This is a genomic window from Terrabacter terrae, assembly GCF_039529575.1.
In the GTDB taxonomy this organism is placed as follows: Bacteria; Actinomycetota; Actinomycetes; order Actinomycetales; family Dermatophilaceae; genus Terrabacter; species Terrabacter terrae.
This window is the reverse complement of record NZ_BAAANB010000021.1, coordinates 433,620-458,408: the sequence shown is the minus strand read 5'-3', so window position 1 is coordinate 458,408 and position 24,789 is coordinate 433,620. Positions and strand designations below refer to the sequence as shown.

Genomic DNA, 24,789 nt, shown 5'->3' with positions numbered 1-24,789 from the left:
CGGGCGGCATACGCCCCCTTCGTCGGGTGGGGCCTTCTCAGACCTCTTCGACGCTGGACGGCTCACGCCGGCTCAGGTCGATGCCGAGCTCCTCCGCAGCGCGGAAGACCTCCTCGTCGGACTCCTTCATCTCGATCGTCGTGCCGTCGGAGCTCAGGACCTCGACGTTGAGACACAGGGACTGCATCTCCTTGAGGAGGACCTTGAACGACTCCGGGATGCCCGAGTCGGGGATGTTCTCGCCCTTCACGATGGCCTCGTAGACCTTCACGCGGCCGGGAACGTCGTCCGACTTGATCGTCAGCAGCTCCTGGAGCGTGTAGGCGGCGCCGTACGCCTCGAGGGCCCAGACCTCCATCTCACCGAAGCGCTGGCCACCGAACTGGGCCTTACCGCCGAGCGGCTGCTGGGTGATCATCGAGTAGGGACCCGTGGAGCGAGCGTGGATCTTGTCGTCGACGAGGTGGTGGAGCTTGAGGATGTACATGTAGCCGACGGCCACCGGCTCGGGGAACGGCTCGCCGGAGCGGCCGTCGAACAGGCGCGTCTTGCCCGAGGCGTCGATGAGGCGCACCCCGTCGCGCGTCTTGAGCGTCGAGTCGAGCAGACCCGTGACCACGTCCTCGGAGGCACCGTCGAAGACCGGCGTCGCCACGCGCGAGCCCGCGGGGGCCTCGTGCGCGTCGGGCGCGATCTCCTTGGCCCACTCCGGGTTGCCCTCGATCTTCCAGCCGCGCGAGGCGGCCCAGCCGAGGTGCAGCTCGAGGATCTGGCCGAGGTTCATACGACGCGGCACACCGTGCGGGTTGAGCACGACGTCGACCGGCGTGCCGTCCTCGAGGAAGGGCATGTCCTCGACCGGGAGGATCTTGGAGATGACACCCTTGTTGCCGTGGCGGCCGGCGAGCTTGTCACCGTCGGTGATCTTGCGCTTGTTGGCCACGTAGACGCGGACGAGCTGGTTGACGCCCGGCGGGAGGTCGTCACCGAGGTCGGCGCGGAACTCCTTGACGCCGATGACCGTGCCGGTCTCGCCGTGGGGCACCTTGAGGCTCGTGTCGCGGACCTCGCGGGCCTTCTCGCCGAAGATGGCGCGCAGCAGGCGCTCCTCCGGGGTCAGCTCGGTCTCGCCCTTGGGCGTGACCTTGCCGACGAGCAGGTCGCCGTCGCGGACCTCGGCGCCGACGCGGATGATGCCGCGCTCGTCGAGGTCGGCCAGGACCTCCTCGGAGACGTTCGGGATGTCCCGGGTGATCTCCTCGGGGCCGAGCTTGGTGTCACGGGCGTCGACCTCGTGCTCCTCGATGTGGATCGAGGAGAGGACGTCGTCCTGGACCAGGCGCTGGCTGAGGATGATCGCGTCCTCGTAGTTGTGGCCCTCCCACGACATGAACGCCACGAGCAGGTTGCGCCCGAGCGCCATCTCGCCACCGTCGGTCGCGGGACCGTCGGCGATGACGCCGCCGGCCTCGAGCCGGTCGCCCTCGTTGACGACGACGACCTGGTTGTAGCTCGTGCCCTGGTTGGAGCGCGCGAACTTGGCGATGCGGTAGGTCTGGTAGGTGCCGTCGTCGTTGGCGACGGTGACGAGGTCAGCCGACACCTCCTGCACGACACCGGCCTTCTCGGCGCGGACGACGTCGCCCGAGTCGAGGGCGGCGCGGAACTCCATGCCGGTGCCGACGATCGGCGCCTCGCTCTTGACGAGCGGGACGGCCTGGCGCTGCATGTTGGCGCCCATGAGCGCGCGGTTGGCGTCGTCGTGCTCGAGGAACGGGATCATCGCGGTCGCGGCGGAGACCATCTGGCGCGGCGAGACGTCCATGTAGTCGACCTCGTCGCCGGGGACGAGCTCGACCTCTCCACCCTTGGTGCGCACGAGCACGCGGTCCTCGGTGAAGTTGTTCGACTTGTCGAGCGGCGCGTTGGCCTGGGCGACGACGAAGCGGTCCTCCTCGTCGGCGGACAGGTAGTCGATGTCGTCGGTGACGTGACCGTCGACCACCTTGCGGTACGGCGTCTCGATGAAGCCGAACGCGTTGATGCGACCGTAGGAGGCGAGCGAGCCGATGAGGCCGATGTTCGGGCCTTCAGGCGTCTCGATCGGGCACATGCGGCCGTAGTGCGACGGGTGGACGTCGCGGACCTCCATCTGGGCGCGGTCACGGGAGATACCACCCGGGCCGAGCGCGGACAGGCGACGCTTGTGCGTCAGACCCGCGAGCGGGTTGTTCTGGTCCATGAACTGCGACAGCTGCGAGGTCCCGAAGAACTCCTTGATCGAGGCCACCACGGGGCGGATGTTGATCAGGGTCTGCGGGGTGATCGCCTCGACGTCCTGCGTGGTCATGCGCTCGCGGACGACGCGCTCCATGCGGGACAGGCCGGTGCGGACCTGGTTCTGGATGAGCTCGCCGACGGAGCGCAGGCGACGGTTGCCGAAGTGGTCGATGTCGTCGACCTCGACGCGGACGTCGACCTCCTCGCCGTTCTTGACGCCCTTCATCGAGTCCTGGCCGTCGTGCAGCGTGACGATGAACTTGATCGTCTTGACGATGTCGTCGATCGACAGGGTCGAGTCGTTGATCGAGGCGTCGAGACCGAGCTTCTTGTTGACCTTGTAGCGGCCGACCTTGGCCAGGTCGTAGCGCTTGCCGTTGAAGTAGAGGTTGTCGAGCAGCGTCTGCGCGGCCTCCTTCGTCGGCGGCTCGCCCGGGCGCAGCTTGCGGTAGATGTCGAGCAGCGCGTCGTCCTGGCCCTGCGTGTGGTCCTTCTCGAGGGTCAGGCGCATCGACTCGAACTCGCCGAACTCCTCGAGGATCTGGGCCTCGGTCCAGCCGAGGGCCTTCAGGAGCACGGTGACCGACTGCTTGCGCTTGCGGTCGACGCGCACGCCGACCATGTCGCGCTTGTCGATCTCGAACTCGAGCCAGGCACCGCGGCTCGGGATGATCTTGGCCGTGTAGATGTCCTTGTCGGACGTCTTGTCGGGCGTGCGCTCGAAGTAGACGCCCGGGCTGCGGACGAGTTGCGAGACGACGACACGCTCGGTGCCGTTGATGATGAAGGTGCCGCGCTCGGTCATGAGCGGGAAGTCGCCCATGAAGACCGTCTGGCTCTTGATCTCACCCGTCTGGGCGTTCATGAACTCAGCGGTGACGAAGAGCGGCGCGTCGTACGTCTGGTCGCGCTCCTTGCACGACTCGATCGTCTTGCGGGTCTCCTCGAAGCGGTGGTCGCGGAACGACAGCGACATGGAGCCGCTGAAGTCCTCGATCGGGGAGATCTCCTCGAAGATCTCCTCGAGCCCGGACCGGTCGGGGACGTCGGTGCGCCCCTCGGCCTTGGCCGCAGCGACGCGAGCCTGCCAGCGCTCGTTGCCGAGCAGCCAGTCGAAGCTCTCCGTCTGAAGGGCCAGGAGGTCGGGGACCTCGAGTGGTTCGCGAATCTTCGCGAAGGACAGACGCCCGGAGGGGGTCTGTGCGGTGGACATGTTCGTCGCGGTACGCGAGGCAGCCAAGGAGGGTCCTTCCACGGGCCTTTTTCGAATCTTCAGATCCGCGTTGCGCATGGCTCCGCTCGCGGGTCCCGGGGTCATACCGAATGCCGGGTGGCACGGTGGGTGGCCTGACGGAGTCGCGAAAGGGAGGGCATGGGCAGCGCAAAGGCTTAGCCTACCTGCAAAGGGCAGGAGTGTCCAGCCGGGTCAAGAGGCGGAGGTCGTCCACCGAGGTGCCACCCGGCCTCGAACGGCCGTGCGCCTCGGCGTGACCTGCCACGCCCCCCGGACCGGGGGCTCGCGATGCGAACGCGACGAATATGGCCCTCTGCGCGCTTCCCGTCAAGACCCTCCCCCTCGCAGGCGCGTCGCCACGCGTGCGACGGGGCGACCGCGGACCCCGCTGACCTGCGAGAACGTGGCTGCGGCGCGGCGTGTGGCCCCTGTCCGCGGGTCGCTGCGCACCTAGCATGGAAGGACCGACGATCCGCAGCTCCTTCCGAGAGGGATGCCATGTCCGATCCGAACCCGCCCGAGCAGCCGTCCTTCAACCTGCCGGCCGGCAGCCGCCCCACGACGCCCATCCCGAGCGGCGAGCCGCAGCGGACACCGGAGCAGGAGCCAGCCGCGACACCCCCTCCCCCGCCGCCGGTCGCGCCCCCGCCGACGGGCGCGGGCGCCGGGGGCGGCTCCAGCGTGCCGAGCGGCCCGGGCGGCCCCACCAACGCGAGCGGTCCGGCCGACTCGGGCGGCTCCAGCGCTCCGAGCGGCCTGTCGAGCATCCCCGACCCCACCCGGGAGGGCGCCGGCTTCTTCACGGCGCTCTTCGATTTCAGCTTCACGAACTTCGTGACGCCGATCCTCGTCCGGATCGTGTACCTGCTGGCGACCGTGGCGCTCGTGGCCCTGTGGGTCATCTTCGTGTTCGCCGGGTTCGCCAACAGCGTGGCCTCGGGCCTCGTGGCGCTGGTGCTCGGCCCGGTCCTGCTCGTCATCTACCTCGCCATCGTCCGGATGACGCTGGAGTTCTACCTCTCCGTCGTCCGGATGAGCGAGGACATCCACAAGCGCCTCCCGCACGCCTGACAGCACGCCTGAACAGCACGCCGTGGCACCACGTCGAGTGGGCACCTTCCAGCGGGAAGGTGCCCACTCGACGCACGTCGCGGGTGCCCGGCCTCAGAGGACCGGCTGCTGCTGGGTGATGCAGTGGATGCCGCCACCACGGTCGAACAGCGGGCGGGCGTCCACGCCCACCACCCGCCGACCGGGGTATGCGTCGCCAAGCACGCCGAGGGACGCACCGTCCTGCTCGTCCCCGAAGGTGCAGGCGATGACGCCGTCGTTGACGACGAGGTGGTTGAGGTAGGACCAGTCCACCGGGCCATCCGCGTCCGCCAGCGTGCGGGGCGCGGGCACGCCGACGACCTCGAACCGCTGCCCACGCGCGTCACGCGCGTCCTCGAGCAGCTCGCGCAGCCGCCGCGACACGGCGTGGTCCGGGTGGGAGGGGTCCTGCTGGTCGTGGAGCAGCACCACGCCGGGGCTCGGGATGGTGGCGACGATGTCGATGTGGCCGCGCGTCCCGAACTCGTCGTAGTCGCGGGTCAGACCGCGTGGCAGCCAGATGCACGTCGTCGCGCCGATCGTGCGCGCCAGCTCCGCCTCGACGTCGACGCGATCCAGGCCGGGGTTGCGGCCGGGGTCGAGCTGGACGGTCTCGGTCAGCAGCACGGTGCCCAGACCGTCGACGTGGATGCCCCCTCCCTCGTTGACCAGGGTCGAGCCGATGGCCTCGGCACCGGTGACGCCGGTGACGAACGCGGCGATGCGCGCATCGTGCTCCCACGACGCCCACGACTGGGCACCCCAGCCGTTGAAGACCCAGTCGACGGCCCCGAGTCGCGCGCCGTCGGCGGATCGGACGAACGTCGGGCCGATGTCGCGCATCCAGGCGTCGTCGAGCTCCGCCTCCAGCAGCTCGACGTCCGGGTGCAGGTGCTCCCGTGCCACGGGCACGTCGGCCGGCACGACCACCATGCGGACCGGCTCGAACTCGACCACCGCGTTGGCGACGGCCGCCCACGTCGCTCGCGCGACCGCTGCCTCCCGCGGCGTCTCCCCGAGCGTGTACCCGGCGCTGGGCCAGGCCATCCAGGTGCACTCGTGCCGGTCGGTCTCCGACGGCATGAGCCAGTGCGCCGCCCCATCGGGCGCCGGGACGGGCTCGATCACCCAGCCACCTCGCGACGGTGCTCCTCGCGCACGGGGACCGTCAGGGCGGCATACGAGTCGGGACGGCGTGTCTCGAGGAAGGGGAAGAGCTCGAGCCAGTCGCGCCGCTGGGCCAGGTCGAGGTCGGCGACGAGGACGGCCGCCTCGTCGCGGGGTGCCTGGACGAGGATTCGCCCGTAGGGGTCGGAGATGAAGGAGCTGCCGTAGAAGGTGATCAGGCCCTCGGTCCCGAAGCGGTTGGGCACGACCATGAAGAGGCCGTTGGCGATGCCGTTGCCGACGATGACCTGCTGCCACAGCGGCTGGGTGTCGAAGTCCGGGTGGTCCGGCTCGGAACCGATGGCCGTCGGGTAGCAGAGCACCTGCGCGCCGGCCAGGGAGTAGAGCCGCGCGACCTCGGGGAACCACTCGTCCCAGCACGTGGGCAGGCCCAGCCGAAGCGAGGGGTCGTCCAGCGCGACCAGCGGATACGCGTCGTCGGCCGGCCCGGGACGGAAGTACTTGTCCTCGTAGTAGCCGGCCGTGACCGGGATGTGGGTCTTGCGGGTGCGAGCCACCACCTCCCCGCTCGGGGCGATGACCACAGCGGTGTTGAAGCCGAGCCCGTCGCCCTCGTCGGCACGCTCGTAGAGGGAGGCGTGGACGTGCACGCCGAAGTCACGGGCCGCCGCACGGGCGAAGGCCACCGTGGGGCCGGTCTCGAGGTCCTCGGCGCTGGCCGAGGGCGTGCCCTGCGGCAGCGTGTCGGCGGGGTAGCGCGAGAGGGTCAGCTCCGGCAGGAAGACGATGCGCGCACCTGCCTCGGCGGCCGTGCGGATGCCGTCGCGGAGGGTCGCGACGAGGTTTGCGGGGTCGTCGAGCCACTCGTGCTGGACGAGGGCGACCCGCACGGGGGACGTCTCTGGGTCGCGGACGCGGGCGAGGGACTCTGGGACACCATTGGCCTGGATGAACTTCACAACGGCAGTATGCCAACGGGAGCGGGCCCGGGACACGGCCTCGGCCGTGCCCCGGGCCCTTTGGGTGGGGTCAGGGGGGTCAGTACGCCGCGAGGTCGCTGACCAGCCAGCGGTCGCCGGTCTTGCGCATCGTGGCGATGACGCGGTTCTGGTCGATGGCGGGGGCCGGCTGCGCCTTCGTGGTGGTGGCCTGGTTGACGAAGGCCATGACGCGGACCGTCGTGCCCTCGCTGCCGTCGCCGGACGCGTCCATGACGCCCGCCTCGTAGACCTTGGCCTGCACCGTCGCCGCGTTCTTGACCGCCATCGGCTTGATGTCGGTGGCTGCGACCTTGGTGAACTGGTCCTTGAACGGCGACGTGAGCTGCGGCAGCACCTCGTCGACGTGCTTGTCGAAGGACGAGCCGCTGTAGCTGAGGAGGCTCTCGAGCGTGGTGCGAGCCGAGCTCGCAGCAGCCGTCCGGTCGGCCTCGGACACCGTCGGGCGCAGCGCGTAGACGAGCGTGGCGCCGAGCAGAGCGGTCGCCAGGACGGCCGCGACGATCGCCGGCCAGAGCCGGGTGGAGCGTCGGGCCGGTGCGTCTGCAGCGGCGCCACCGGGTCGGCGCTGCTCGAGCGCGTCACGGGCGTCCGCATCGTCCGCGACGGGCTCTTCCGGGTCGCGGCCCGCGATGCCGTCGGACGGGTCGACGCGGAGCTCCTCGTCTGGGAAGGCGTCGACGGCGGGGCGCTCGAGGGTGGCAGTCCCCGTGCGGGCGCCGGCAGGCGCGACCGGGGACATCTCGGCGGGCGCGGAGCTGGACTGCGACCGGCGGCGGGTGCCGGCCACGCGCTTGCGGGGGCTCCCGGCAGCCGGGGCGGTGCGGCGGGGGTCAGCTGACGAAGTCAAGGGTGCTCACCTTCCACGCGTCGCCGACCTTCACCAGGTCGAGGCGGAGCCGGTACGTCTTCTTCTCGGGCTTGGGTGTCGAGGCGTTGGAGGTGGGGGCGACCACGCCCACGATGACCTTGGCGGAGTCCTGGTCGCCCGAGACGAGGGCCGCCTCGGCCCGCTCGACCGTCGACACGGTCTTGTTGGCCGTCACGACGGGCTTGAGCTGGGCGAGCGTGGACGCGTACTCCTTCGCGAAGGCGCCGGTGGACTCGTCGAGCACGCGCTTGGTGTCGGCGTCGAAGGTGGAGGCGTTCATCGTCACGAAGTTGACGGCGATCTGACGGCCGGCGGCCAGGGCTGCCGCTCCTGCGTCCTCGTCTCGCTGCTGCTGCCACGCGGACCGCCCCACGGTGGCCGCCACCGCGACCGCGGCGAAGGCCAGCAAAGCGGCCAGGACCCAGAGCAGACGGGTGGAGGGACGCCACGTGCGGACTCCCCTGAGGCCCGCACGTGGCGTGTCGGAGGTGACCGCACCGGCCTCCTGCGCCCTGTCGCGCACGTCGGAGTCGGCGGTCAGGTCGGCATCGTCAGACGTCTCGCGCGTCCGCGGTGGGCGCTCGGTGTCCGAGCGGGTGGGGGCCATCGTCATCGAGGGGTTCCTTCCGTCACCGGCTAGCGGAGCGCCTCCTGCATCATCCAGAGCCAGCTCGTGCCGTTGTCGGTCTGTGCGTCGCCACCGGCCGGGGCGACCGGAGACTGCACTGACAACGACGCAGGTCGCCCGGAGGTCACGGCCGGGTTGCCGAGCGCCACGGGTGTCGCCCCGAACGCCATCGGGTAGCTGCGTCCGCCCTGACCGGCCGTTCTCGGCTTCGGGGCGTTCTGGGCACCGCGCACGTTGGTCCCCGAGCCGCGAGCGGCGGCACAGTGCGCGTCGAGGTTGACGGGGGGTAGTCCGGTGGTGCGGTTCGGGTCGGTCTTCGTCGTGCCCTCGTAGCCGACCTCACAGGCCTTGGGGTCATCCACGTTGAGCACGAGGCCGAAGTGGGCGGTGCCGTCGCCGGGGACGACGGTGAACCCGCCGGTCACGACGTCGGGGTAGGTGACGAGCAGCTGCTCGATGCCGTCGAGCCGCGCCGTCGTGACGTTGCCGATGGTGATGAAGTTGGCAAGGAGGGCCGCCAGGCTCTGCTTGTTCTCGGTGATCAGGGCATCGAGCTGGGAGGTCGCGACCGAGCCCCGGTCGAGCACGAGGCGCAGGTCCGGGTCGGCCTGCCGCAGGGCGTCGGCCACGCCGGCGAACCCCGAGACGCTCCTGCGGATGTCGGCGCCGCTCTTGACCTGGGTGTCGAGCACGATCCGCCCGTCGTCGATGAGCTTGGTCGTCTGCGGCAGTGTCTCGGACGCAGCGGCCGTCAGCGCGTCGCCCGAGTCGATCAGCCGCTGCAGGTCCGTCCCGCCGCCCTGGAACGCCTTGGCCAGCTCGTCGACCGTGGTCACGAGTGCGTCGCGCGGAACGGAGGCGACGGTGTCGTCGACGTGCTGGAGGAGCTGGTCGATGCGGATCGGGAAGTCGGTGCGGTCGCGCGGGATGACGTCGCCGGCGGCGAGGAAGGGCGCGCTCCCGGTGCGCGGCTGCAGGTCGAGGTACTGCTCCCCCACCGCGGAACGGTTCTCGACGACGGCCCTGGTGTCCTTTGGCACCTCGGTGCCGCGGTCGAGCCTGGCGTCGACGGTGACGCCGTTGCCGGCGAGCCGCAGGCCCTCGACCTTGCCGACCGTGACCCCGCGATAGGTCACCTCGGCGCCGACGAAGATCCCGCCTGACTGCGCGAGGTCGGCAGACACGACGTAGCTGCCACCGGCGATCTTGTCGGTCAGCCCGACGTAGCCCGCCGACAGGATCGCCACGAGCGTCACGGACAGCAGGGCGAACGCGGCGAGCTGCAGGCGCACGGTGCGGGTGATCATCGGGAGCCTCCGGTGGGGAAGAGCGTGGACCACGAGGCTGCGTCGGCGCTGCCGGAGCCCGTGGGCCCTGAGGCACCCGACCCGAGCAGGCCGCCGGGCAGCGTCGTCGGCAGCGGCACGCCGCTGACCGTCGGCAGGGGCACCTTGGGCAGCGGCACCTTCGGCAGCGGCACCGACGGCAGTGGCAGCGAGGGCAGCGGGACCGACGGGAGCGGCACGTTCGGCAGGTTCGGAAGCTGGGGCAGGCGACCGACGCCGAGGTTGCCGGCGATCGTGCCGAGGTTGGTGTCCAGGGTCGCCCAGAGGTTGGTGTAGTCGCCCTTGATGGTGTCCTGCGCGTTGTTGGGGAAGGGATAGGTCAGGAGCAGCTGGTAGCTCTTCGGCAGGTCGTCGCCCGCCTTGTTGAGTTGGCGCAGGATCGGGCTGACGGCCCGGAGGTTGGCCTCGAGGTCGGCCCGCGACCCCCGGATGACCCGGGTGCCGACCTCACCGAGGTCACGCAGGGCGGTGAGCATCGCGGTGAGCTGGCGTCGCTGGTCGGCGAGGATCTTCAGGCCCTTGGGGAGCTCGTCGAGCGCCGCGGCGATCTTGGACCGGTTGTCGGCGAGGGTCTTGGACAGCCGGTCGATGCTGTCGATGGCGCGCACGATCTCGCCCTTCTGGGTGTCGAGACCGCCGACGAAGGTGTTGAGCTGGGTGACGACGTCCCTGATGTCGCCCGTGCGTCCGCGCATCGCGTTGTTGAGCTCGGTCTCGATGGTCTTCAGCTGTGCGACCCCACCGCCGTTGAGCAGCAGCGACATCGCGCCGAGGACCTCCTCGACCTCCGGGTTGCGGCTGGTCCGGGACAGCGGGATGCGGTCTCCCTCACCGAGCCGTCCCTCGGGAGCCGCGTCGGTCGGGGGGGCCAGCGCGACGTACTTCTCGCCGAGCAGCGACGTCTGTTTCAGCTCGGCGGTCGCGTTGTCGGGCAGCACGACGCTGCGGGGCAGCCGCAGCCGCACGGTCGCGGTCCAGCCCGTCACCTGGATGTCCTCGACCGAGCCCACCGTCACCTGGTTGACCTTGACCGACGACTGCGGCACCAGGTCGAGCACGTCGGCGAACTCGGCGGTGACCGTGTAGGAGTCGTCGCCGGTGCCGGCGCCGCCCGGCAGCGGGAGGTCGTAGGCGCTGCAGCTGCCGAGGGTGAGCGCCGTCAGGGAGACCAGCACGACGGCGCTGGAGGCCCGGCGCGGGAGGGAGCGGACGGCATACGTCATCGGGAGCCTCCGAGCAGTCCGCCGAGGGTGGGGTCGGCGCCACGCAGGTTGACCAGGCCGCTGGGCTGCGGGGGGCCCTGCAGGGCCGAGCCGCTGGGCAGCGAGGGCAGCTTGGGCAGCCTCGGCAGCACGGCTTTCTTGAGGGTGTCGCACAGCTGCGTGCTGCCGGCGTTGGTGGGCCCGGAGAGGATCGAGCAGACGAGCAGGAGCGGGTCGTCGAGGCCCTTGGCGTTGTTGCGGACGTCGAGGGTGCCGGTCTGCGGGTGGTAGGCGTTCTGGAGGTTCGACAGCGCGACCGGCGCGTTCTCGAGCACCTGCGCGAGTGCCTGGCGGTTCTTGGCGAGGGCGTCGGTCACGGTGACGGCGCGGTCGAGGTTGCTCTTGAGCAGCGCACGGTTGTCGGAGACGAAGCCCGACACCTCGTCGACCGCGACGCCGAGGCTCTGGAGGGCGGCCTTGAGGTTCTCCCGCTCCTCGCCCAGCTGGTCGGCGACCGTGGCCAGGTCGGAGTTGAGCCGGCGCACCTGCGCGTTGTTGTCGGCGAGCATCGAGGTGAAGGACTGGAGGTTCTTCACGGTGCCGAAGAGGTCGTCGCGGCTGCCCGAGAGGGTGGACAGAGCCGTGGAGAGGTCGTGCACCGTGCCGTTGAGCTTCTCGCCGTTGCCGTCGAGGTTGGCAGCCGAGGTGCGCAGCAGCTCGTTGAGGGCTCCGTTCTTGTTGGCGCCGTCGGGGCCGAGAGCGACCATGAGGTCGTCGAGGCTCTGGGAGACACGGTCGAGCTCGACGGGAACCGCCGTGCGCTCCAACGGGATTCGCGTGCCGGCCGCGAGCGCCGGTCCGGCTTGGTAGACCGGCAGCAGCTGGACGTAGCGGTCGGAGACGAGTGAGGGCGCGATTATCGCGGCCTTGGCCGAGGCCGGCACGCGGTACTTGTCGTCGTAGCTGAAGGTGACGTGCACGTGGTCGCCCTGGGGCGTCACGCTGTCGACCTGGCCCACCTTGACCCCGAGGATGCGGACGTCGGAGCCCGGGTAGAGGCCGACGGCACGGGTGAAGTCGGCGCTGACGGTCGTCTGGCCCTGGTGGGGCCAGAACGCGACCGCGGCCGCGACGAGCGCGACGACGACGAGGGCCGTGACGGCCTTGCCGAGCGCGGTCACGGGAGCGTGGAGCCGGCCGAACGGCATACGGGACGCCTTGGGCGTGCGCATCAGCGACCACCTCCGGAGGTGCCGGGCAGGAGCAGGTCGGGCAGCTTCGTGCCGGGCAGGGCGAGCCCGGGCGTGCCCACCGGCACGACGAGGTTGGAGACCCACGTGTCGAACCACCGGCCGGTGCCGAGGGTGTTGGCGTAGACGCGGGTGAACGGCGCCATGGCCTGGATGGTCTTCTGCAGGTCGGTGTCGTGCTTCTGGAGCAGCGCGAGCGTCTTGTCGAGCTCGGCGAGCGCCGGCTTCAGCTGCGCCCGGTTGTCTCGGGCGAGGCCGGTCAGCTGCTGGGCGAGTGCCGTCGTGTTGCGGAAGAGCGTGCGGATGTCGTCGCGCCGCTTGACGAGCTCGACCATGAGCAGGTCGGCGTCGTGGACCAGCGTCGAGACCTGCTCGTTGCGGCTGCGCACCAGGCCGCTGACGCTGTTGGCACGCTTGAGCAAGGAGCCGAGCTCGGCGTCACGGCTGGCGACGGTGCGCGAGAGGCGCGAGAGCCCGTCGAGGGTCGCCCGGACGTACTGCGGACTGTCCTTGAACTCCGACGCGATGACGCCCAGCGACTTCGCGAGCTGGTCGGTGTCGATGCGCTCGGTCGTCGTCGTGAGGTCCTGGAAGGCGTTGATGACGTCGTAGGAGCTGACCGTGCGCGAGACGGGGATCTGGGTGTCGGGGTCGAGCTGCCCGCGCCCCTTGGGGTCGAGGGCGAGGTACTTCTCGCCCAGGATCGTCTTCATCCGGATCGACGCGCCGGTCTGCGGGCCGAAGCCGGCGTCCGCGGTGATGGTGAAGTCGACCCGGACGTGCCCGCCCTCGAGGTCGACGCCCGTGACCTTGCCGACCTTGACGCCCGCGATGCGCACGTCGTCGTCGGGCTTGATGCCGCCGGCCTCCGAGAAGGCGGCGCTGTAGGCCGTCCCGCCCCCGATGACCGGGAGGCTCGAGGCGTTGAACGCCAGGTAGAGCAGCACCGCGATGACGAGCAGGCCGACCGCGCCGATCGGGACCGGGTTGCGCTCCCGGAAGGGGATGCTCATGACTTGCACCTCGCGGACGCGACGTCGTAGGTGGGGCTCACGCCGGGCAGGATCGGGCTCCTGGTGTCGAACTTGCAGAGGTAGAAGTTGAACCAGGACCCGTAGGTGGCCGTCCGCGTCAGCGTGTTGATGCGGTTGGGGGCGTTGCCGATGAAGGTCTCGAACTCCTTGACGTTGGCCGGCTTGTCGAGGGTGGTCGCGAGGGTGCGCAGCTGGGCGACGTCCCCCTTGATGAGCGGGCGGGTCGAGACGAGCAGGTCGGCGGTCTCGGCCGAGAGCGCGTTGATGCCGGAGAGCGATCGGCCGATGGTCTCGCGGTCGGCGGCCAGGCCACTGGTGAAGCGCTGCAGCTGGTCGATGAGCGAGAGTAGCTGCTGGTCGTGCGCGTCGACGGTGCCGAGCACGGCGTTGAGGTTGTCGATCGTGCGGCCGATCACCGCGTCGCGGTCCGCGATGGCGCTGGTGAGGCTGGCGGTCTTGGCGAGCAGCGTGTCCACGTTGCCCCCTTCGCCCTGCAGGGTCTGGATGAGCAGGCCCGACAGCTCGTTCACGTCACTCGGCGAGAGCGCGGCGAAGAGCGGCTTGAAGCCGTTGAAGAGGACGGTGAGGTCGAGGGCAGGGTGCGTGCGCGCGAGCGGGATCGTCGCGCCGTCGGCCAGGGCCGTCGGGGCCCCGGCCCCCTGCGTCAGGGCGAGGTAGCGCTGTCCGACGAGGTTGCGGTACTTGACGGTGACCTCGGTGCCCTGCGTCAGGACCGAGCTCTTGAGCACCGAGAAGTCGATCTCCGCGGTGGCACCGTCGGAGGTCGCGTCGTGGGCGACCCGCACGTCCTTCACCTCGCCGACCCGGACGCCCGCGATCCGGACGTCCTGTCCCGGGATGACGCCCGTCGCGTCTCTGAGCACGGCGGTGTAGGTGGCCTTGTCGCCGAGCTGGATGTTGGCGATCGTCAGCGCGAGGATGCTCGTGGCGAAGAGCGTGACGGCCGCGAAGACGAGAAGCTTGACGAGTGATCCCTTGACCTTCACCGGGTGCTCACCACCGTTCCGCGCATCATCGGACCGGCGAGCAGGGCCTGGATGCCGCTCCCTCTCCCGTCGCTGCTGCCACCCGAGGCGGGCGCGCCGTCACGGGTGAGCAGGGCGCCGATGACCTGCTGCTCCTCGGCGGTGCCGGCCGTGCCGGAGTCAGCCGCCGAGGCGTTGCCGAGCAGCGCAGAGGGGATGTCGGAGAACGGCTGGGCGTTGCTGGCCGGCTTGGTGCCGTCCTGGAAGTGGTTGCCCGCAAAGGGGTTGGCCTGCGAGCCGCCCGGCGTGGGAAGCCCGTAGCAGTGGGGCCCCCGCCGGTCCTCCCAGCGCGGCTCCTCCCCCGGCCGGTACGGCTGGCGCGGCGGGACGACCTCGAGGGTGATGTGGAAGGTGCCACCGGAGAAGGCGGCGTTGGCGCGCGGGATCCAGTTGACCAGGCCCGAGGCGACGCAGGGGTAGATCGGCGAGTACTCGGCGAGCAGCTGGAGGGTGGGCCGGCTGACGCGGCCGACCTGGATGATGCGCTGCTCGTTGTCCCGCAGGAAGCCGGCCGTGTCGTTGGCGAAGCCGGCTGTCCCGACGAGGAAGGCGGCGAGCTGCTGGTCCTTCTCGACGATCGTCCTGTTCGTGACCCGGAGCGACTCGGTGAGCCGGAAGAAGTCGGGGGCCACCCCGTTGTAGAGGTCTGCGGTGTCGGCGAGCAGGCTGATGTCCTTCTGGATCGTCGGCATGCTGGGGTTGAGCGCCTTGAGGTAGCGGTCGACGAGCGTGAGGTTGCGCCCGATCTGCTCGCCCCGACCGTCGAGCGTGGTGGACAGGGCGCCCAGTGTCGTCGCCAGCTTGGCCGGCTGCACCGTGCGCAGGAGGGGGTAGAGGTTGTCGAGGACGGTCTCGAGCTCGATGGAGACCTTGCTGCGGTCCTGCGGGATGACGTCGCCGGCCCGGATGGGGCGGGCGGGGCTGCCCGCCGTCTCCAGGTCGACGTAGCGCTCGCCGAAGAGCGTCTTGGGCAGCAGCCGGGCGCGCACGTTGGAGGGGATCTTGGCCACCTCGTCGGGCTGCAGCGCGAGCTCGAGCCGCGCACCGGTGGGCGTGGCCTCGACGTGGCGCACCTCGCCGACGAGCAGCCCGCGCAGCTTGACGTCCGAGCTCTCCTGGAGCTGGCTGCCCAGTCGGTCGGTCTCGAGCGTCACCATGACGACGGGCGTGAACCGCTTCTGGAACGAGGCGATCGCCAGCCCGATGAGCAGCGCCAGTACCAGCAGGAACACGAGGCCGTATGCCTTCTGCCCCAGCCGCTTGCGCGTGTGCTGGGTGATCGGTCCCGGCGTCGCGTCGGTGCTGACGTCGGTGACCGGGTCGGCCGACGCGGCGATCATCCGGCGATCCTCACGCTCGTCGTCGCGCCCCAGATCGCCAGGGAGAGGAAGAAGTCGACGATGTTGATGGCGACGATCGAGGTGCGCACGGCGGTGCCGACGGCCACGCCCACCCCTGCGGGGCCGCCCGAGGCCGTGTAGCCGTAGTAGCAGTGGATGAGGATGATGACGACCGCGAAGACCATCACCTTGGCGAACGACCAGAACACGTCGCCGGGTGGCAGGAACAGGTGGAAGTAGTGGTCGTAGGTCCCCTCCGACTGCCCGAAGTACGCCGTCGAGATGAAGCGCGTCGCGGCATACGAGCTGAGCAGGCCCAGCACGTAGAGCGGGATGACGGCGACGAAGCCCGCGATCATCCGGGTCGTCACGAGGAAGGGCAGCGAGGGGATGCCCATGACCTCGAGGGCGTCGACCTCCTCGGAGATGCGCATCGCGCCGAGCTGCGCCGTGAAGCCGCAGCCGACGGTGGCCGCGAGCGCCAGGCCCGCCACGAGCGGGGCGATCTCGCGGGTGTTGAGGTAGGCGGAGAAGAAGCCGGTGAAGGCGCCGGTGCCGAGCTGCTCGAGGGAGGAGTAGCCCTGCAGTCCGACCTCGGTGCCGGTGAAGAAGGCGAGGAAGGCGATGACGCCGACCGTGCCGCCGATGACCGAGAGGGCCCCCGTTCCGAGCGACACCTCGGCCAGCAGGCGCACGACCTCCTTCTTGTAGCGCCGGAGGGTGCGCCCGCTCCACGCAAGCGAGCGCACGTAGAAGCGCATCTGCTCGCCGAGCGAGTCGAGCGCCCGCGAGGGACGGCTCGCGAGGTCGAGCAGCCGCTCGGCGCTGGCCGTGCGGGTCCGGTTGTGGGTGTTGGTCGCCATGGTCGCCTCCTCAGATCTTCTGCGGGACGACTTGGAAGTAGACGGCCGTGATGACGAAGTTGACGACGAACAGGAGCATGAAGGTGATGACCACGCTCTGGTTCACGGCGTCGCCGACGCCCTTCGGGCCGCCGCCGGCGTTCAGCCCCTTGAAGGCCGCGACGACGGCGGCGATGGCCCCGAAGATCAGCGCCTTGATCTCGGCGGTCCAGAGGTCGGGCAGCTGTGCCAGCGCGGTGAAGCTGGCGATGTAGGCCCCCGGCGTGCCGCCCTGGACGATGACGTTGAAGACGTAGCCGCCCACGACGCCGACGACCGAGACCAGCCCGTTGAGCAGCACGCCGACGAGCATCGAGGCGAGCACGCGCGGTACGACGAGGCGCTGGATCGGGCTGATGCCGAGCACCTCCATGGCGTCGATCTCCTCGCGAATCTTGCGCGAGCCGAGGTCGGCGCAGATCGCCGAGCCGCCGGCGCCGGCGATGAGCAGGGCCGTGACGATGGGGCTGGCCTCGCGCAGCACCGCGAGGACGCTCGCGGCACCGGTGTAGGACTGGGCGCCGAGCTGGCGGGTCAGCGTGCCGAGCTGGAGGGCGATGACGGCGCCGAACGGGATGGAGACCAGTGCCGTGGGCAGGATCGTGACGCTGGCGATGAACCAGGCCTGCTGGATGAACTCCTTGACCTGGAACGGCCGCTTGGGCAGGGCCCGCATGACGTCGAGGGCCAGGGCGAAGAGCGAGCCGGACTGTCGCAGGGCGCCGGTGAGGGGTGCGGCCATGCTCAGCTCACCTCGCCCACGAGCTGGGAGTCGGCCGTGGCACCGTTCGTCGTAAGGGGCTGGACGGCCGTCGCGGCGGCCGTCGGGGCGGCCGACGCCTCGGCGCCGGCGTCGTGGCGCACCCCGGGGACACCGGCCTTGTTCGAGAGGAACGAGCCGGGCGGCGGGGTCACGCCGTTGGCGCGGCACCAGTCGCCGGCCGGGCGCTCGGCGCGGCGCGGCGAGCCGTCGCTCGTGCCGAGCTGCAGGGCGATAGGGGGCAGCGGCGGCAGCTCCTGACCCTGCTCGGCCGCGAGCTCGTCGGCGTCCTTCTCCTCCGACATGCCGATCGGGCCAACCGTCTGGGCGTTGAGGAACTGGCGCACCACCGGCTCCTCCGAGCTGAGCAGCATCTCGCGCGGACCGAACATCGCGAGGTGTTTGTGGTAGAGCAGGCCGATGTTGTCGGGCACGGTGCGAGCCGTGTTGATGTCATGGGTGACGATGAGGAACGTCGCGTCGATCTGCGCGTTGAGGTCGATGAAGAGCTGGTTGATGTAGGAGGTGCGGACGGGGTCGAGGCCCGAGTCGGGCTCGTCGATGAGGAGGATCTCCGGGTCGAGCACCAGGGCACGGGCGAGGCCGGCGCGCTTGCGCATACCGCCCGAGATCTCGCCGGGCAGCTTGCCCTCGGCACCGGAGAGACCGACCAGCTCCATCTTCTCGGTGACGATGCGCCTGATCTCCGCCTCGCTCTTCTTCGTGTGCTCTCGCAGCGGGAAGGCGACGTTGTCGTAGAGGGTCATCGACCCGAAGAGAGCGCCGTCCTGGAAGAGGACCCCGAAGAGCTTGCGCACCTCGTACAGGTCGGCCTCGCGAAGACGGGTGAGGTCCCGGCCGTTGATGACGATGGACCCGGCGTCGGGCTTGAGCAGCCCGACCAGCGTCTTGAGGAAGACGGACTTGCCGGTGCCCGAGGGCCCGAGCATGACCGAGATCTCCCCTGCGGGAAGCGTGAGGGTCACATCCCGCCAGATCGTCTGCGACCCGAAGGTCTTCGTCAGACCCTTGACCGCGATCTCCACACCCATGTGGTCTCCACCATGTCTTTCCGCCGTCTCGACTCGGCTACGGGGGAAACGACGGTGGTGGCGGGAAGTTACGCGCGGGTTCGGGGTGGTTCCCCCTCGCTGGGGCCGCCGGGACCGGGCGGGGGCTCAGCCGTGGGTGGCCGTCACCTCGTGGCTCACGGCCTCCCCCTCCACCCGGACGGTCACGCCGGCCACCCGACCCGCATCGCCCAGGCGGGCGAGACGTGCGAGCACCTCGGCGAGACGGTCGAAGGTCTCGGGCGAGGGCACCGGCGCCTGGCCGTCGGCGTTGCCGGACAGCCCGGTGAGCCGGTGCTCGGGGTCGATGGTGAGCCCGGCGGTCAGCCGCTCGACACGGGTCCCCCGCTGCGCCTCGATGCCGCGGCGCAGCGTCCGCGCCAGCTCGTCGAGCACGTCGGAGAGGTCCGAGACGTCGGAGGGCGTGTGCCGCTCGGCCTCCTCCGCGGCCGCCCGGCCGTTCTCGAGTGGCTCGTCGGCAGACCGGGCGACCGGCTCGTGGGCGGTCGTCGCGACCGGCTCGTCGGCGGTCGTCGCGACCGGCTCGTCGGCGGTCGTCGCGACCGGCTCGTCGGCGGTCGTCGCGACCGGCTCACCTCCGGACCGTGGCGCGTGGCCCTCGCTGAGGAACCCGATGGCCGCGAACTGGATCTTGCCGAAGTCGACCTCCCCGTCGCGCGCCAGCGAGTTGTCGATCACGTAGGCGAGGTTCACCGCCAGGTCCTTCATCCCCGGGTGCAGCTGCTGGCCGACGAAGCGGGCGCACAGCAGCATCGCCTGGGCGCGCACCATGGTGCGGCCCTTGCGGTCGTGCACCAGCTGTCCGGCCTCGACACGCGCGAGGTCGAAGCCCTCCGGCGGGTAGAAGTGCAGCGGCCGCTCGAGCACGAACAGCGAGTAGTCCGGGCGGTCGGAGCCCGGCATCAGGCGGTAGAGCTCGCCGTTGAGGGGCAGCTGCCACTCGAGCTCGGGCGGTGCCACGTCGAAACTGGTCACGCTCACCAGCGGCCCGTAGCGGCCGGTGGGGCTGGAGGAGCCAGCTGCCGGCACGGCCGGGTCCGGCGGCGAGGACGCCGCCTCAGTCGCCGCGGGTTCCGTCGCCCCGGCTGCGGCGCCCGGAGGGACCGGCACCGGCGGCGCGCCGGCGGGAGAGGCGGGCTGGGCAGCGTCAGAGCTCGGACCAGCGGGCCTTGAGGTGCGCGACAGCCATCCCATGTCGGTCAACCTACCGGGACTGATCCACGCCCAGACGCGTCGCGGCCGCGACGTGTCGCGCGGGACCGCGCCAGACGGCATACGCCCTCGGTCGTCCCGGACGCGCGGTACCGGCGGTCGTGGTTACGGTGTTCCGGTGACGACAGTGAGCAGGGACGCTCCCGACCTCCAGGCCCTCGCGGGGCTCGCCGACTCCCTCACCCCGGGGGCCCTGCTGACGGAGCGAGCGAGCGTGGCGGCGTACCGCTTCGACTACACGGCCGACGCCGGCGCGGGTATGCCGCTGGCCGTGGTCCGGGCCGCGGGCGCGGCCGACGTGCAGGCCACCGTGCGCTGGGCCACCGCGCACGCGGTCCCCGTCGTGCCACGCGGTGCGGGCAGCGGGCTCTCCGGCGGGGCAAACGCCGTCGACGGGTGCGTCGTGCTCAGCATGGAGCGCATGCGCGCGGTCGAGGTCGACCCGGCCACGCGCACGGCCGTCGTCGAGCCCGGCGCCCTGAACGTCGAGGTCAAGCAGGCGGCCGCCGAGCACGGGCTCTGGTACCCGCCTGACCCGTCGTCGTTCGAGATCTGCTCCATCGGTGGCAACGTCGCGACCAACGCGGGGGGCCTGTGCTGCGTGAAGTACGGCGTCACCACCGACTACGTGCTGGGCCTCGACGTCGTGCTGGCCGACGGCACACTGGTGCACCTCGGTGGCCAGCGGGTCAAGGACACCGCCGGGCTCTCGCTCGTCAAGCTCTTCGTCGGCAGCGAGGGCACGCTCGGGATCGTGACGAGGGTGACGCTGCGGCTCGTGCCCGCCCAGGCGCCGCCGGCGACCCTCGTCGCCACCTTCGACACGGTCGAAGACGCTGCACGGGTCGTCGTCGCCGTCGGCAACACCCTGCGCGCGTCGATGATGGAGCTGATGGACTCGGCCTCCATCAACGCCGTCGAGGACCACCGCAGCATGGGCCTCGACCGGGAGGCCGGGGCGATGCTGCTCGCACAGTCCGACGCACCGGGCGCCGCCCGCGGCGAGGAGATCGCCGTGATGGAGCGGTTGTGCGAGGCCGGCGGTGCCCGCGAGTGCTTCACCACGACGGACGCCGCCGAGGGCGAGCTGTTCGTCGCCGCCCGTCGGGCCGCCATCGTCGCCATCGAGCGGCGTGGGGCCATCATGCTCGAGGACGTCGGTGTGCCGGTGCCGCGCCTTCCCGACCTGCTGACGGGCATCGCCGAGATCTCCCGACGGCACGAGGTCGAGATCCCGGTCGTCGCACACGCCGGTGACGGCAACACCCACCCCGTGATCGTCTACCCCGCTGGGGACGCGGCGGCGCAGGAGCGTGCGGCGCACGCGTTCTCCGAGGTCATGAGCCTCGCCATCGGGCTCGGCGGCACCATCACCGGCGAGCACGGCATCGGCCGCCTCAAGCGCGCGGCGCTCCCCGAGCAGCTGGGACCGGACGTCATGGCGCTGACGCACCGCATCAAGAACGCCCTCGACCCGCAGGGCATCCTCAACCCCGGAGCAGGATTCTGATGAGCACCCTCCCGACCACCACGCACCGCCCGATGGCCGAGCGCCACCTCTTCGGGCCCGGCCCGTGCAACCCCTACCCCGAGGCGACGCTCGCCCTCGCGGCGCCACTGCTCGGTCACCTCGACCCGGACTTCCTGGCGATCATGGACGAGACGTGCGACCTCCTGCGCCACGTCTGGGGCACCGAGAACCGGCGCACGCTGCCGCTCTCGGCGACCGGGTCCGCGGGCATGGAGGCCGCATTCGTCAACACCGTCTCCCCCGGCGACGTCGTCGTCGTGGCCGTCAACGGGCTGTTCGGCGAGCGGATGGTCGACGTCGCCGGCAGGCACGGCGCCGAGGTCGTCCGGGTCGACCACGAGTGGGGCACTCCCGTCGACCCGGAGCGGGTGGCCGCAGCCCACCCGTCGCCGAAGATCATCGCCGCCGTCCACGCCGAGACCTCGACCGGTGTGCGCTCCGACATCGCCGAGCTCGGCGCCCTCAAGGGCGACGCGCTGCTGCTCGTCGACGCCGTCACGAGCATCGGCGGCATCGAGCTGCGCGCCGACGACTGGGGCATCGACATCGGCTACGCCGGCACCCAGAAGTGCCTCGGCGTCGCCCCGGGGCTCGCGCCGTTCACGATCAACGACCGCGCCTTCGAGCGTCGCGTCGAGAAGCCGTCGTCGTGGTACCTCGACCTCGGCCTCCTCGGTGGCTACGTCGGCGAGGCCTCCGGTGCGGGCCAGCGCACCTACCACCACACCGCGCCCACGGCGATGGTGGCGAGCCTGCACGCGGCGCTGCTGCGCATTGCCGATGAGGGGCTGGAGAAGGTGTGGGACCGCCACGCCGAGGCCGGGCGCCTGCTTCAGGACGGCCTGGAGGAGCTGGGGCTCACGCTCTTCGCGCAGGAGGGTGCCCGACTTCCCGAGCTGACGACGGTGCGCGTGCCCGACGGGGTCGACTCCGCCGCCGTACGCCGTCACCTCCTCGAGCGCCACAACCTCGAGATCGGGGCGGGCGCCGGCGCCTACGCCTCGACCGTGTGGCGCATCGGGCTGATGGGCCACAACGCGCGTCCCGACCGGGTCGCCCTCGTCCTCGCCGCTTTGAAGGACGCCCTCGACCACGCCCGCTGAGACTGTGGCACGGCGCCGGTCCGCCGTCGGGACGGTCGCGAGGCGTGACGGCGGAGCGGCATCTCCGGCGGCCACACGGCATACGCAAGAAGTGGTGACAGCGGATCCGCGCCGTGGCGCACGTCGACGCGGTGTCGGGCCCGGATCCAGGCCGAAAGCCACACCCGTCAAGGGCCGGTGCGGTGTGGGGCTCAGCTGGATGGCATGAGACGACGCTCAGGCAACTCCGGACCACCAGATCGTGGCGATGGTCGGCGAGTACTGCTCGATCCAGAACGGGCTGACGTAGAGGGCTGAGTAGCTGGAGCCCGTCTTGCCGCTGCTCCACAGCACCCGGCCGTCCGGAGCCACGACGACGAGCTGGCCACGGGTCGTCACGCCGGCATGCGACCCGGGCACCGTGGTCCGGGTCTGCCACCGGACGGCCGTGCCCACCCGGTAGACGAGGTTGCCGTCGGTCTGCATGTTGAGGCTGCGCAGCGCGGCGCCCTGCTGGTCCGCCCACGCGGACACGAGCCGGCGGTTGCTCGGCAGGACCGAGTTGGCGGGCAGGATCACGCTGCCCGAGCCGCTCTGCCACACCACCTTCCCCGCGGCGTTCGTCATGACGAGGTTGCCGCCGCTCGTCAGGGCCAGCCTCGTGGCGCCCCTGTTCGCGGTGTTCGAGTGCCAGAGGAGGGCCCCGTCCGAGTGACGGAGGGCGAGGTCGCCGTTGCAGTAGAACGCGAGAAGGGTCTGGTCGTGGTCTGCCTGGTGGAAGCCGTTGGGGTCGTCACGGAACCAGGTGCCGGTCGAGGTGGAGTCACGACCGGCCGGCCCGTTCAGCCACGCGGTCTCCTCGATCTGGAGGAGGTCCGAGCTGAGCCGCAGCACGAACCGGCCGTTGACGAGCCGGTCTGCGTTCGTCCCCGCCTTGAGGTGGTAGCACGCCTTGAGGATCGGTCCCGGCGAGGCAACCGTCGCCGCGTCCGCGCCGGCCAACGGTCCCGTCAGGGCCGACGCACTGCCCAGGGCGAGCACGGCGGCTGCGGCGGCGAGCACCCGACGGAGCACTATTGGCATCTGGTGGATCTCCCCTGCTCGATGACTTGTGCGCTAGAAGGAGCCGATTGACAGGCATGACAAGCTGCAGCGACCCACCATCAGCCGAGGCCCCACACAGGGGTCACGTTGTTGTCGACGAGCTCGTACACTCCCCCGAGCCCGACATCGAGCAACGAGTGCCGCGAGCCGACGGAACGGCTCATCCAGATGTAGCGGCCGTCCGGCGTGATGACGGCCAGCTGACCCCTCGTCGTCAGGCCTGCTCGCGAACCGGGGACGTGCGTGTTGGACTGCCAGACCACCTTGACGTTCTGCCGGTAGACGAGGTTGCCGTCGGTCTGCATGCTGAGCGAGTCCCGCACGCCCCAGCCCTCGACGTTGCGATCGCTGGTGAGCTTGCGGTTGCTCGGCAGGATGGAGTTGGCCGGCATGGTCGACGAGCCGGTGCCGGCCTGCCACACCACCGCACCGCCGGCGGTGAGCAGCAACAGGTTGCCACCGCTCGTGAGCGCCAACCGGGTGACGCCGCGGTTCGCCGTGTTCGAGTGCCACAGCACCGTGCCGTTGGAGCGTCGGATGGCCAGATCGCCGTTGCAGTAGAGCGCTAGGAGAGTCTGGTCGGTTGCGGTCGCCGGCATGCGCGGGTTGGTCCGTGTCCAGTTGATGGCCTCGTAGCCCACCGACTGCTCACCGGGGAACACCACGTTCTGGCTCAGCTGCACGTATTCCGAGAACACGGACAAGGTGTAGGGGCCGTTGATCAGCCTGTCGTTGCTCGTCAGCGCACGCAGGTTGTGGCACGCCTTGAGGATCGGGCCCGGTGAGCCACCATTGACGTCGGCCGCGCCAGCCGTCGGGCTGGTGAACGTGGAGGCGCTGCCCAGCACGAGGGCGGCGCCCATGGCCGCGAGGGCACGACGAAGCGGAAAAGACATGTGAACCGGATCCCCTGATCGACGACGAGTCGCCTGAATGTAGCGGGCAAACCGGGCGCAGGGGCCGATTCTGCGGCGACACCTCCGCCCCGACTCCGACGAACCGTCCTGCTGAGGGCGTGACGGGCAGGAGCGGGGCATGACGGGTGGAAGCGGGGCGTGGCGGCACGAGCGGCATCGGCGGCGGCCGCACGGCATACGCAATGAGCCGTGGGCTGGGACGGCCGCCGACGCTCCACGCCGCGAGGGGCGCTGCGCCCCGCGACCGTGCCAGCCACCGCCTCATCCGCCAGGACAAGCAGAAGGCGGGCCCGACCAGATGGTCGGACCCGCCTTCGCGGTAGAGCAGTGATCCCGGCTCAGCCGGGTCAGATCACTTGAGCTCGACGGTCGCGCCAGCGCCCTCGAGCTGCTCCTTGGCCTTCTCGGCCGCAGCCTTGTCGACACCCTCGAGAACGGGCTTGGGGGCGCCGTCGACGAGGTCCTTGGCCTCCTTGAGGCCGAGGCTCGTGAGCGCGCGGACCTCCTTGATGACCTGGATCTTCTTCTCACCGGCGGCGACGAGAACGACGTCGAACGAGTCCTTCTCCTCCTCCTCGGCGGGGGCAGCGGCGCCGCCACCGGCCGCGGGAGCGGCGGCAACGGGGGCAGCAGCGGTGACCTCGAAGGTCTCCTCGAACTGCTTCACGAACTCGGAGAGCTCGATGAGGGTCATCTCCTTGAAAGCGTCAAGGAGCTCGTCGGTGCTGAGCTTCGCCATGG

The 24,789-nt window shown here is 70.6% G+C and carries 21 protein-coding genes; 3 read left to right on the top strand and 18 right to left on the bottom strand.

Annotation, left to right across the window (positions count from 1 at the left end; all coding sequences use genetic code 11):
• Window positions 1-37 precede the first annotated feature (37 nt).
• On the bottom strand, window positions 38-3,520 hold the full coding sequence (gene rpoB, locus ABD194_RS12240; RefSeq protein WP_425579982.1) for a DNA-directed RNA polymerase subunit beta: 3,483 nt from the start codon (window positions 3,518-3,520) through the stop codon (window positions 38-40).
• A gap of 492 nt (window positions 3,521-4,012) precedes the next feature.
• On the opposite strand from rpoB, the gene ABD194_RS12235 reads away from it, so the two are divergent.
• Window positions 4,013-4,585 carry a DUF4282 domain-containing protein gene (locus ABD194_RS12235; protein ID WP_343991684.1) on the top strand — a complete coding sequence of 191 codons (573 nt, stop codon included), beginning with the start codon at window positions 4,013-4,015 and terminating at the stop codon, window positions 4,583-4,585.
• Window positions 4,586-4,678: 93 nt separating this feature from the next.
• Here ABD194_RS12235 and ABD194_RS12230 read toward each other — a convergent pair whose 3' ends face one another.
• The 14 genes from ABD194_RS12230 to ABD194_RS12165 all read right to left on the bottom strand — a co-directional run bounded on the left by ABD194_RS12230 (window position 4,679) and on the right by ABD194_RS12165 (window position 19,183).
• Window positions 4,679-5,689, bottom strand: coding sequence for an agmatine deiminase family protein (locus tag ABD194_RS12230; protein WP_343994127.1), 1,011 nt, complete (start codon window positions 5,687-5,689; stop codon window positions 4,679-4,681).
• Window positions 5,690-5,730: 41 nt separating this feature from the next.
• Window positions 5,731-6,693 carry a nitrilase-related carbon-nitrogen hydrolase gene (locus ABD194_RS12225; RefSeq protein WP_343991682.1) on the bottom strand — a complete coding sequence of 321 codons (963 nt, stop codon included), beginning with the start codon at window positions 6,691-6,693 and terminating at the stop codon, window positions 5,731-5,733.
• A gap of 79 nt (window positions 6,694-6,772) precedes the next feature.
• Complete coding sequence (locus ABD194_RS12220; protein ID WP_343991680.1) at window positions 6,773-7,582, bottom strand: hypothetical protein; 810 nt, start codon at window positions 7,580-7,582, stop codon at window positions 6,773-6,775.
• Complete coding sequence (locus ABD194_RS12215; RefSeq protein ID WP_343991678.1) at window positions 7,566-8,216, bottom strand: hypothetical protein; 651 nt, start codon at window positions 8,214-8,216, stop codon at window positions 7,566-7,568. The genes ABD194_RS12220 and ABD194_RS12215 overlap by 17 nt, the downstream gene beginning before the upstream one ends.
• 23 nt (window positions 8,217-8,239) lie before the next feature.
• Window positions 8,240-9,538 (bottom strand): MCE family protein, encoded by a 1,299-nt coding sequence (locus ABD194_RS12210; RefSeq protein ID WP_343991676.1) that lies wholly within the window; start codon window positions 9,536-9,538, stop codon window positions 8,240-8,242.
• Window positions 9,535-10,800, bottom strand: a complete 1,266-nt coding sequence (locus ABD194_RS12205) for an MCE family protein (protein ID WP_343991674.1) — start codon at window positions 10,798-10,800, stop codon at window positions 9,535-9,537. Before ABD194_RS12205 ends, ABD194_RS12210 begins: the two co-directional genes overlap by 4 nt.
• Window positions 10,797-12,011 (bottom strand): MCE family protein, encoded by a 1,215-nt coding sequence (locus tag ABD194_RS12200; RefSeq protein WP_343991672.1) that lies wholly within the window; start codon window positions 12,009-12,011, stop codon window positions 10,797-10,799. The genes ABD194_RS12205 and ABD194_RS12200 overlap by 4 nt, the downstream gene beginning before the upstream one ends.
• A complete protein-coding gene (locus tag ABD194_RS12195) occupies window positions 12,011-13,042 on the bottom strand; it encodes an MCE family protein (protein WP_343991670.1) in 1,032 nt (343 codons plus the stop codon). Before ABD194_RS12195 ends, ABD194_RS12200 begins: the two co-directional genes overlap by 1 nt.
• Window positions 13,039-14,070: an MCE family protein gene (locus ABD194_RS12190; protein WP_343991668.1), complete on the bottom strand. Its 1,032-nt coding sequence runs from the start codon at window positions 14,068-14,070 to the stop codon at window positions 13,039-13,041. The genes ABD194_RS12195 and ABD194_RS12190 overlap by 4 nt, the downstream gene beginning before the upstream one ends.
• Window positions 14,067-15,449: an MCE family protein gene (locus ABD194_RS12185; RefSeq protein ID WP_343991666.1), complete on the bottom strand. Its 1,383-nt coding sequence runs from the start codon at window positions 15,447-15,449 to the stop codon at window positions 14,067-14,069. The genes ABD194_RS12190 and ABD194_RS12185 overlap by 4 nt, the downstream gene beginning before the upstream one ends.
• Window positions 15,446-16,312, bottom strand: a complete 867-nt coding sequence (locus ABD194_RS12180; RefSeq protein ID WP_425579981.1) for an MlaE family ABC transporter permease — start codon at window positions 16,310-16,312, stop codon at window positions 15,446-15,448. Before ABD194_RS12180 ends, ABD194_RS12185 begins: the two co-directional genes overlap by 4 nt.
• A 10-nt stretch (window positions 16,313-16,322) precedes the next feature.
• On the bottom strand, window positions 16,323-17,093 hold the full coding sequence (locus tag ABD194_RS12175) for an MlaE family ABC transporter permease (protein ID WP_343991664.1): 771 nt from the start codon (window positions 17,091-17,093) through the stop codon (window positions 16,323-16,325).
• A 2-nt stretch (window positions 17,094-17,095) separates the two neighbouring features.
• Window positions 17,096-18,163, bottom strand: coding sequence for an ABC transporter ATP-binding protein (locus tag ABD194_RS12170; protein ID WP_343991662.1), 1,068 nt, complete (start codon window positions 18,161-18,163; stop codon window positions 17,096-17,098).
• A 126-nt stretch (window positions 18,164-18,289) separates the two neighbouring features.
• Complete coding sequence (locus ABD194_RS12165; protein WP_343991660.1) at window positions 18,290-19,183, bottom strand: hypothetical protein; 894 nt, start codon at window positions 19,181-19,183, stop codon at window positions 18,290-18,292.
• Between the two features lie 349 nt (window positions 19,184-19,532).
• Here ABD194_RS12165 and ABD194_RS12160 point away from each other — a divergent pair, with 349 nt between their 5' ends.
• Together ABD194_RS12160 and ABD194_RS12155 are read left to right on the top strand one after the other, a co-directional pair.
• Window positions 19,533-20,924, top strand: a complete 1,392-nt coding sequence (locus ABD194_RS12160) for an FAD-binding oxidoreductase (protein WP_343991658.1) — start codon at window positions 19,533-19,535, stop codon at window positions 20,922-20,924.
• Window positions 20,924-22,048, top strand: coding sequence for a pyridoxal-phosphate-dependent aminotransferase family protein (locus tag ABD194_RS12155; protein WP_343991656.1), 1,125 nt, complete (start codon window positions 20,924-20,926; stop codon window positions 22,046-22,048). The genes ABD194_RS12160 and ABD194_RS12155 overlap by 1 nt, the downstream gene beginning before the upstream one ends.
• A 216-nt stretch (window positions 22,049-22,264) precedes the next feature.
• Here ABD194_RS12155 and ABD194_RS12150 read toward each other — a convergent pair whose 3' ends face one another.
• The 3 genes from ABD194_RS12150 to rplL form a co-directional block, all read right to left on the bottom strand.
• Window positions 22,265-23,110, bottom strand: a complete 846-nt coding sequence (locus tag ABD194_RS12150) for a hypothetical protein (protein ID WP_343991654.1) — start codon at window positions 23,108-23,110, stop codon at window positions 22,265-22,267.
• A gap of 80 nt (window positions 23,111-23,190) precedes the next feature.
• The gene (locus ABD194_RS12145; protein ID WP_343991652.1) at window positions 23,191-24,027 is read right to left on the bottom strand and encodes a hypothetical protein; all 837 of its coding nucleotides are present in this window, start codon (window positions 24,025-24,027) and stop codon (window positions 23,191-23,193) included.
• A gap of 373 nt (window positions 24,028-24,400) precedes the next feature.
• Window positions 24,401-24,787, bottom strand: coding sequence for a 50S ribosomal protein L7/L12 (gene rplL / locus ABD194_RS12140; RefSeq protein WP_142204281.1), 387 nt, complete (start codon window positions 24,785-24,787; stop codon window positions 24,401-24,403).
• Window positions 24,788-24,789: the final 2 nt, after the last annotated feature.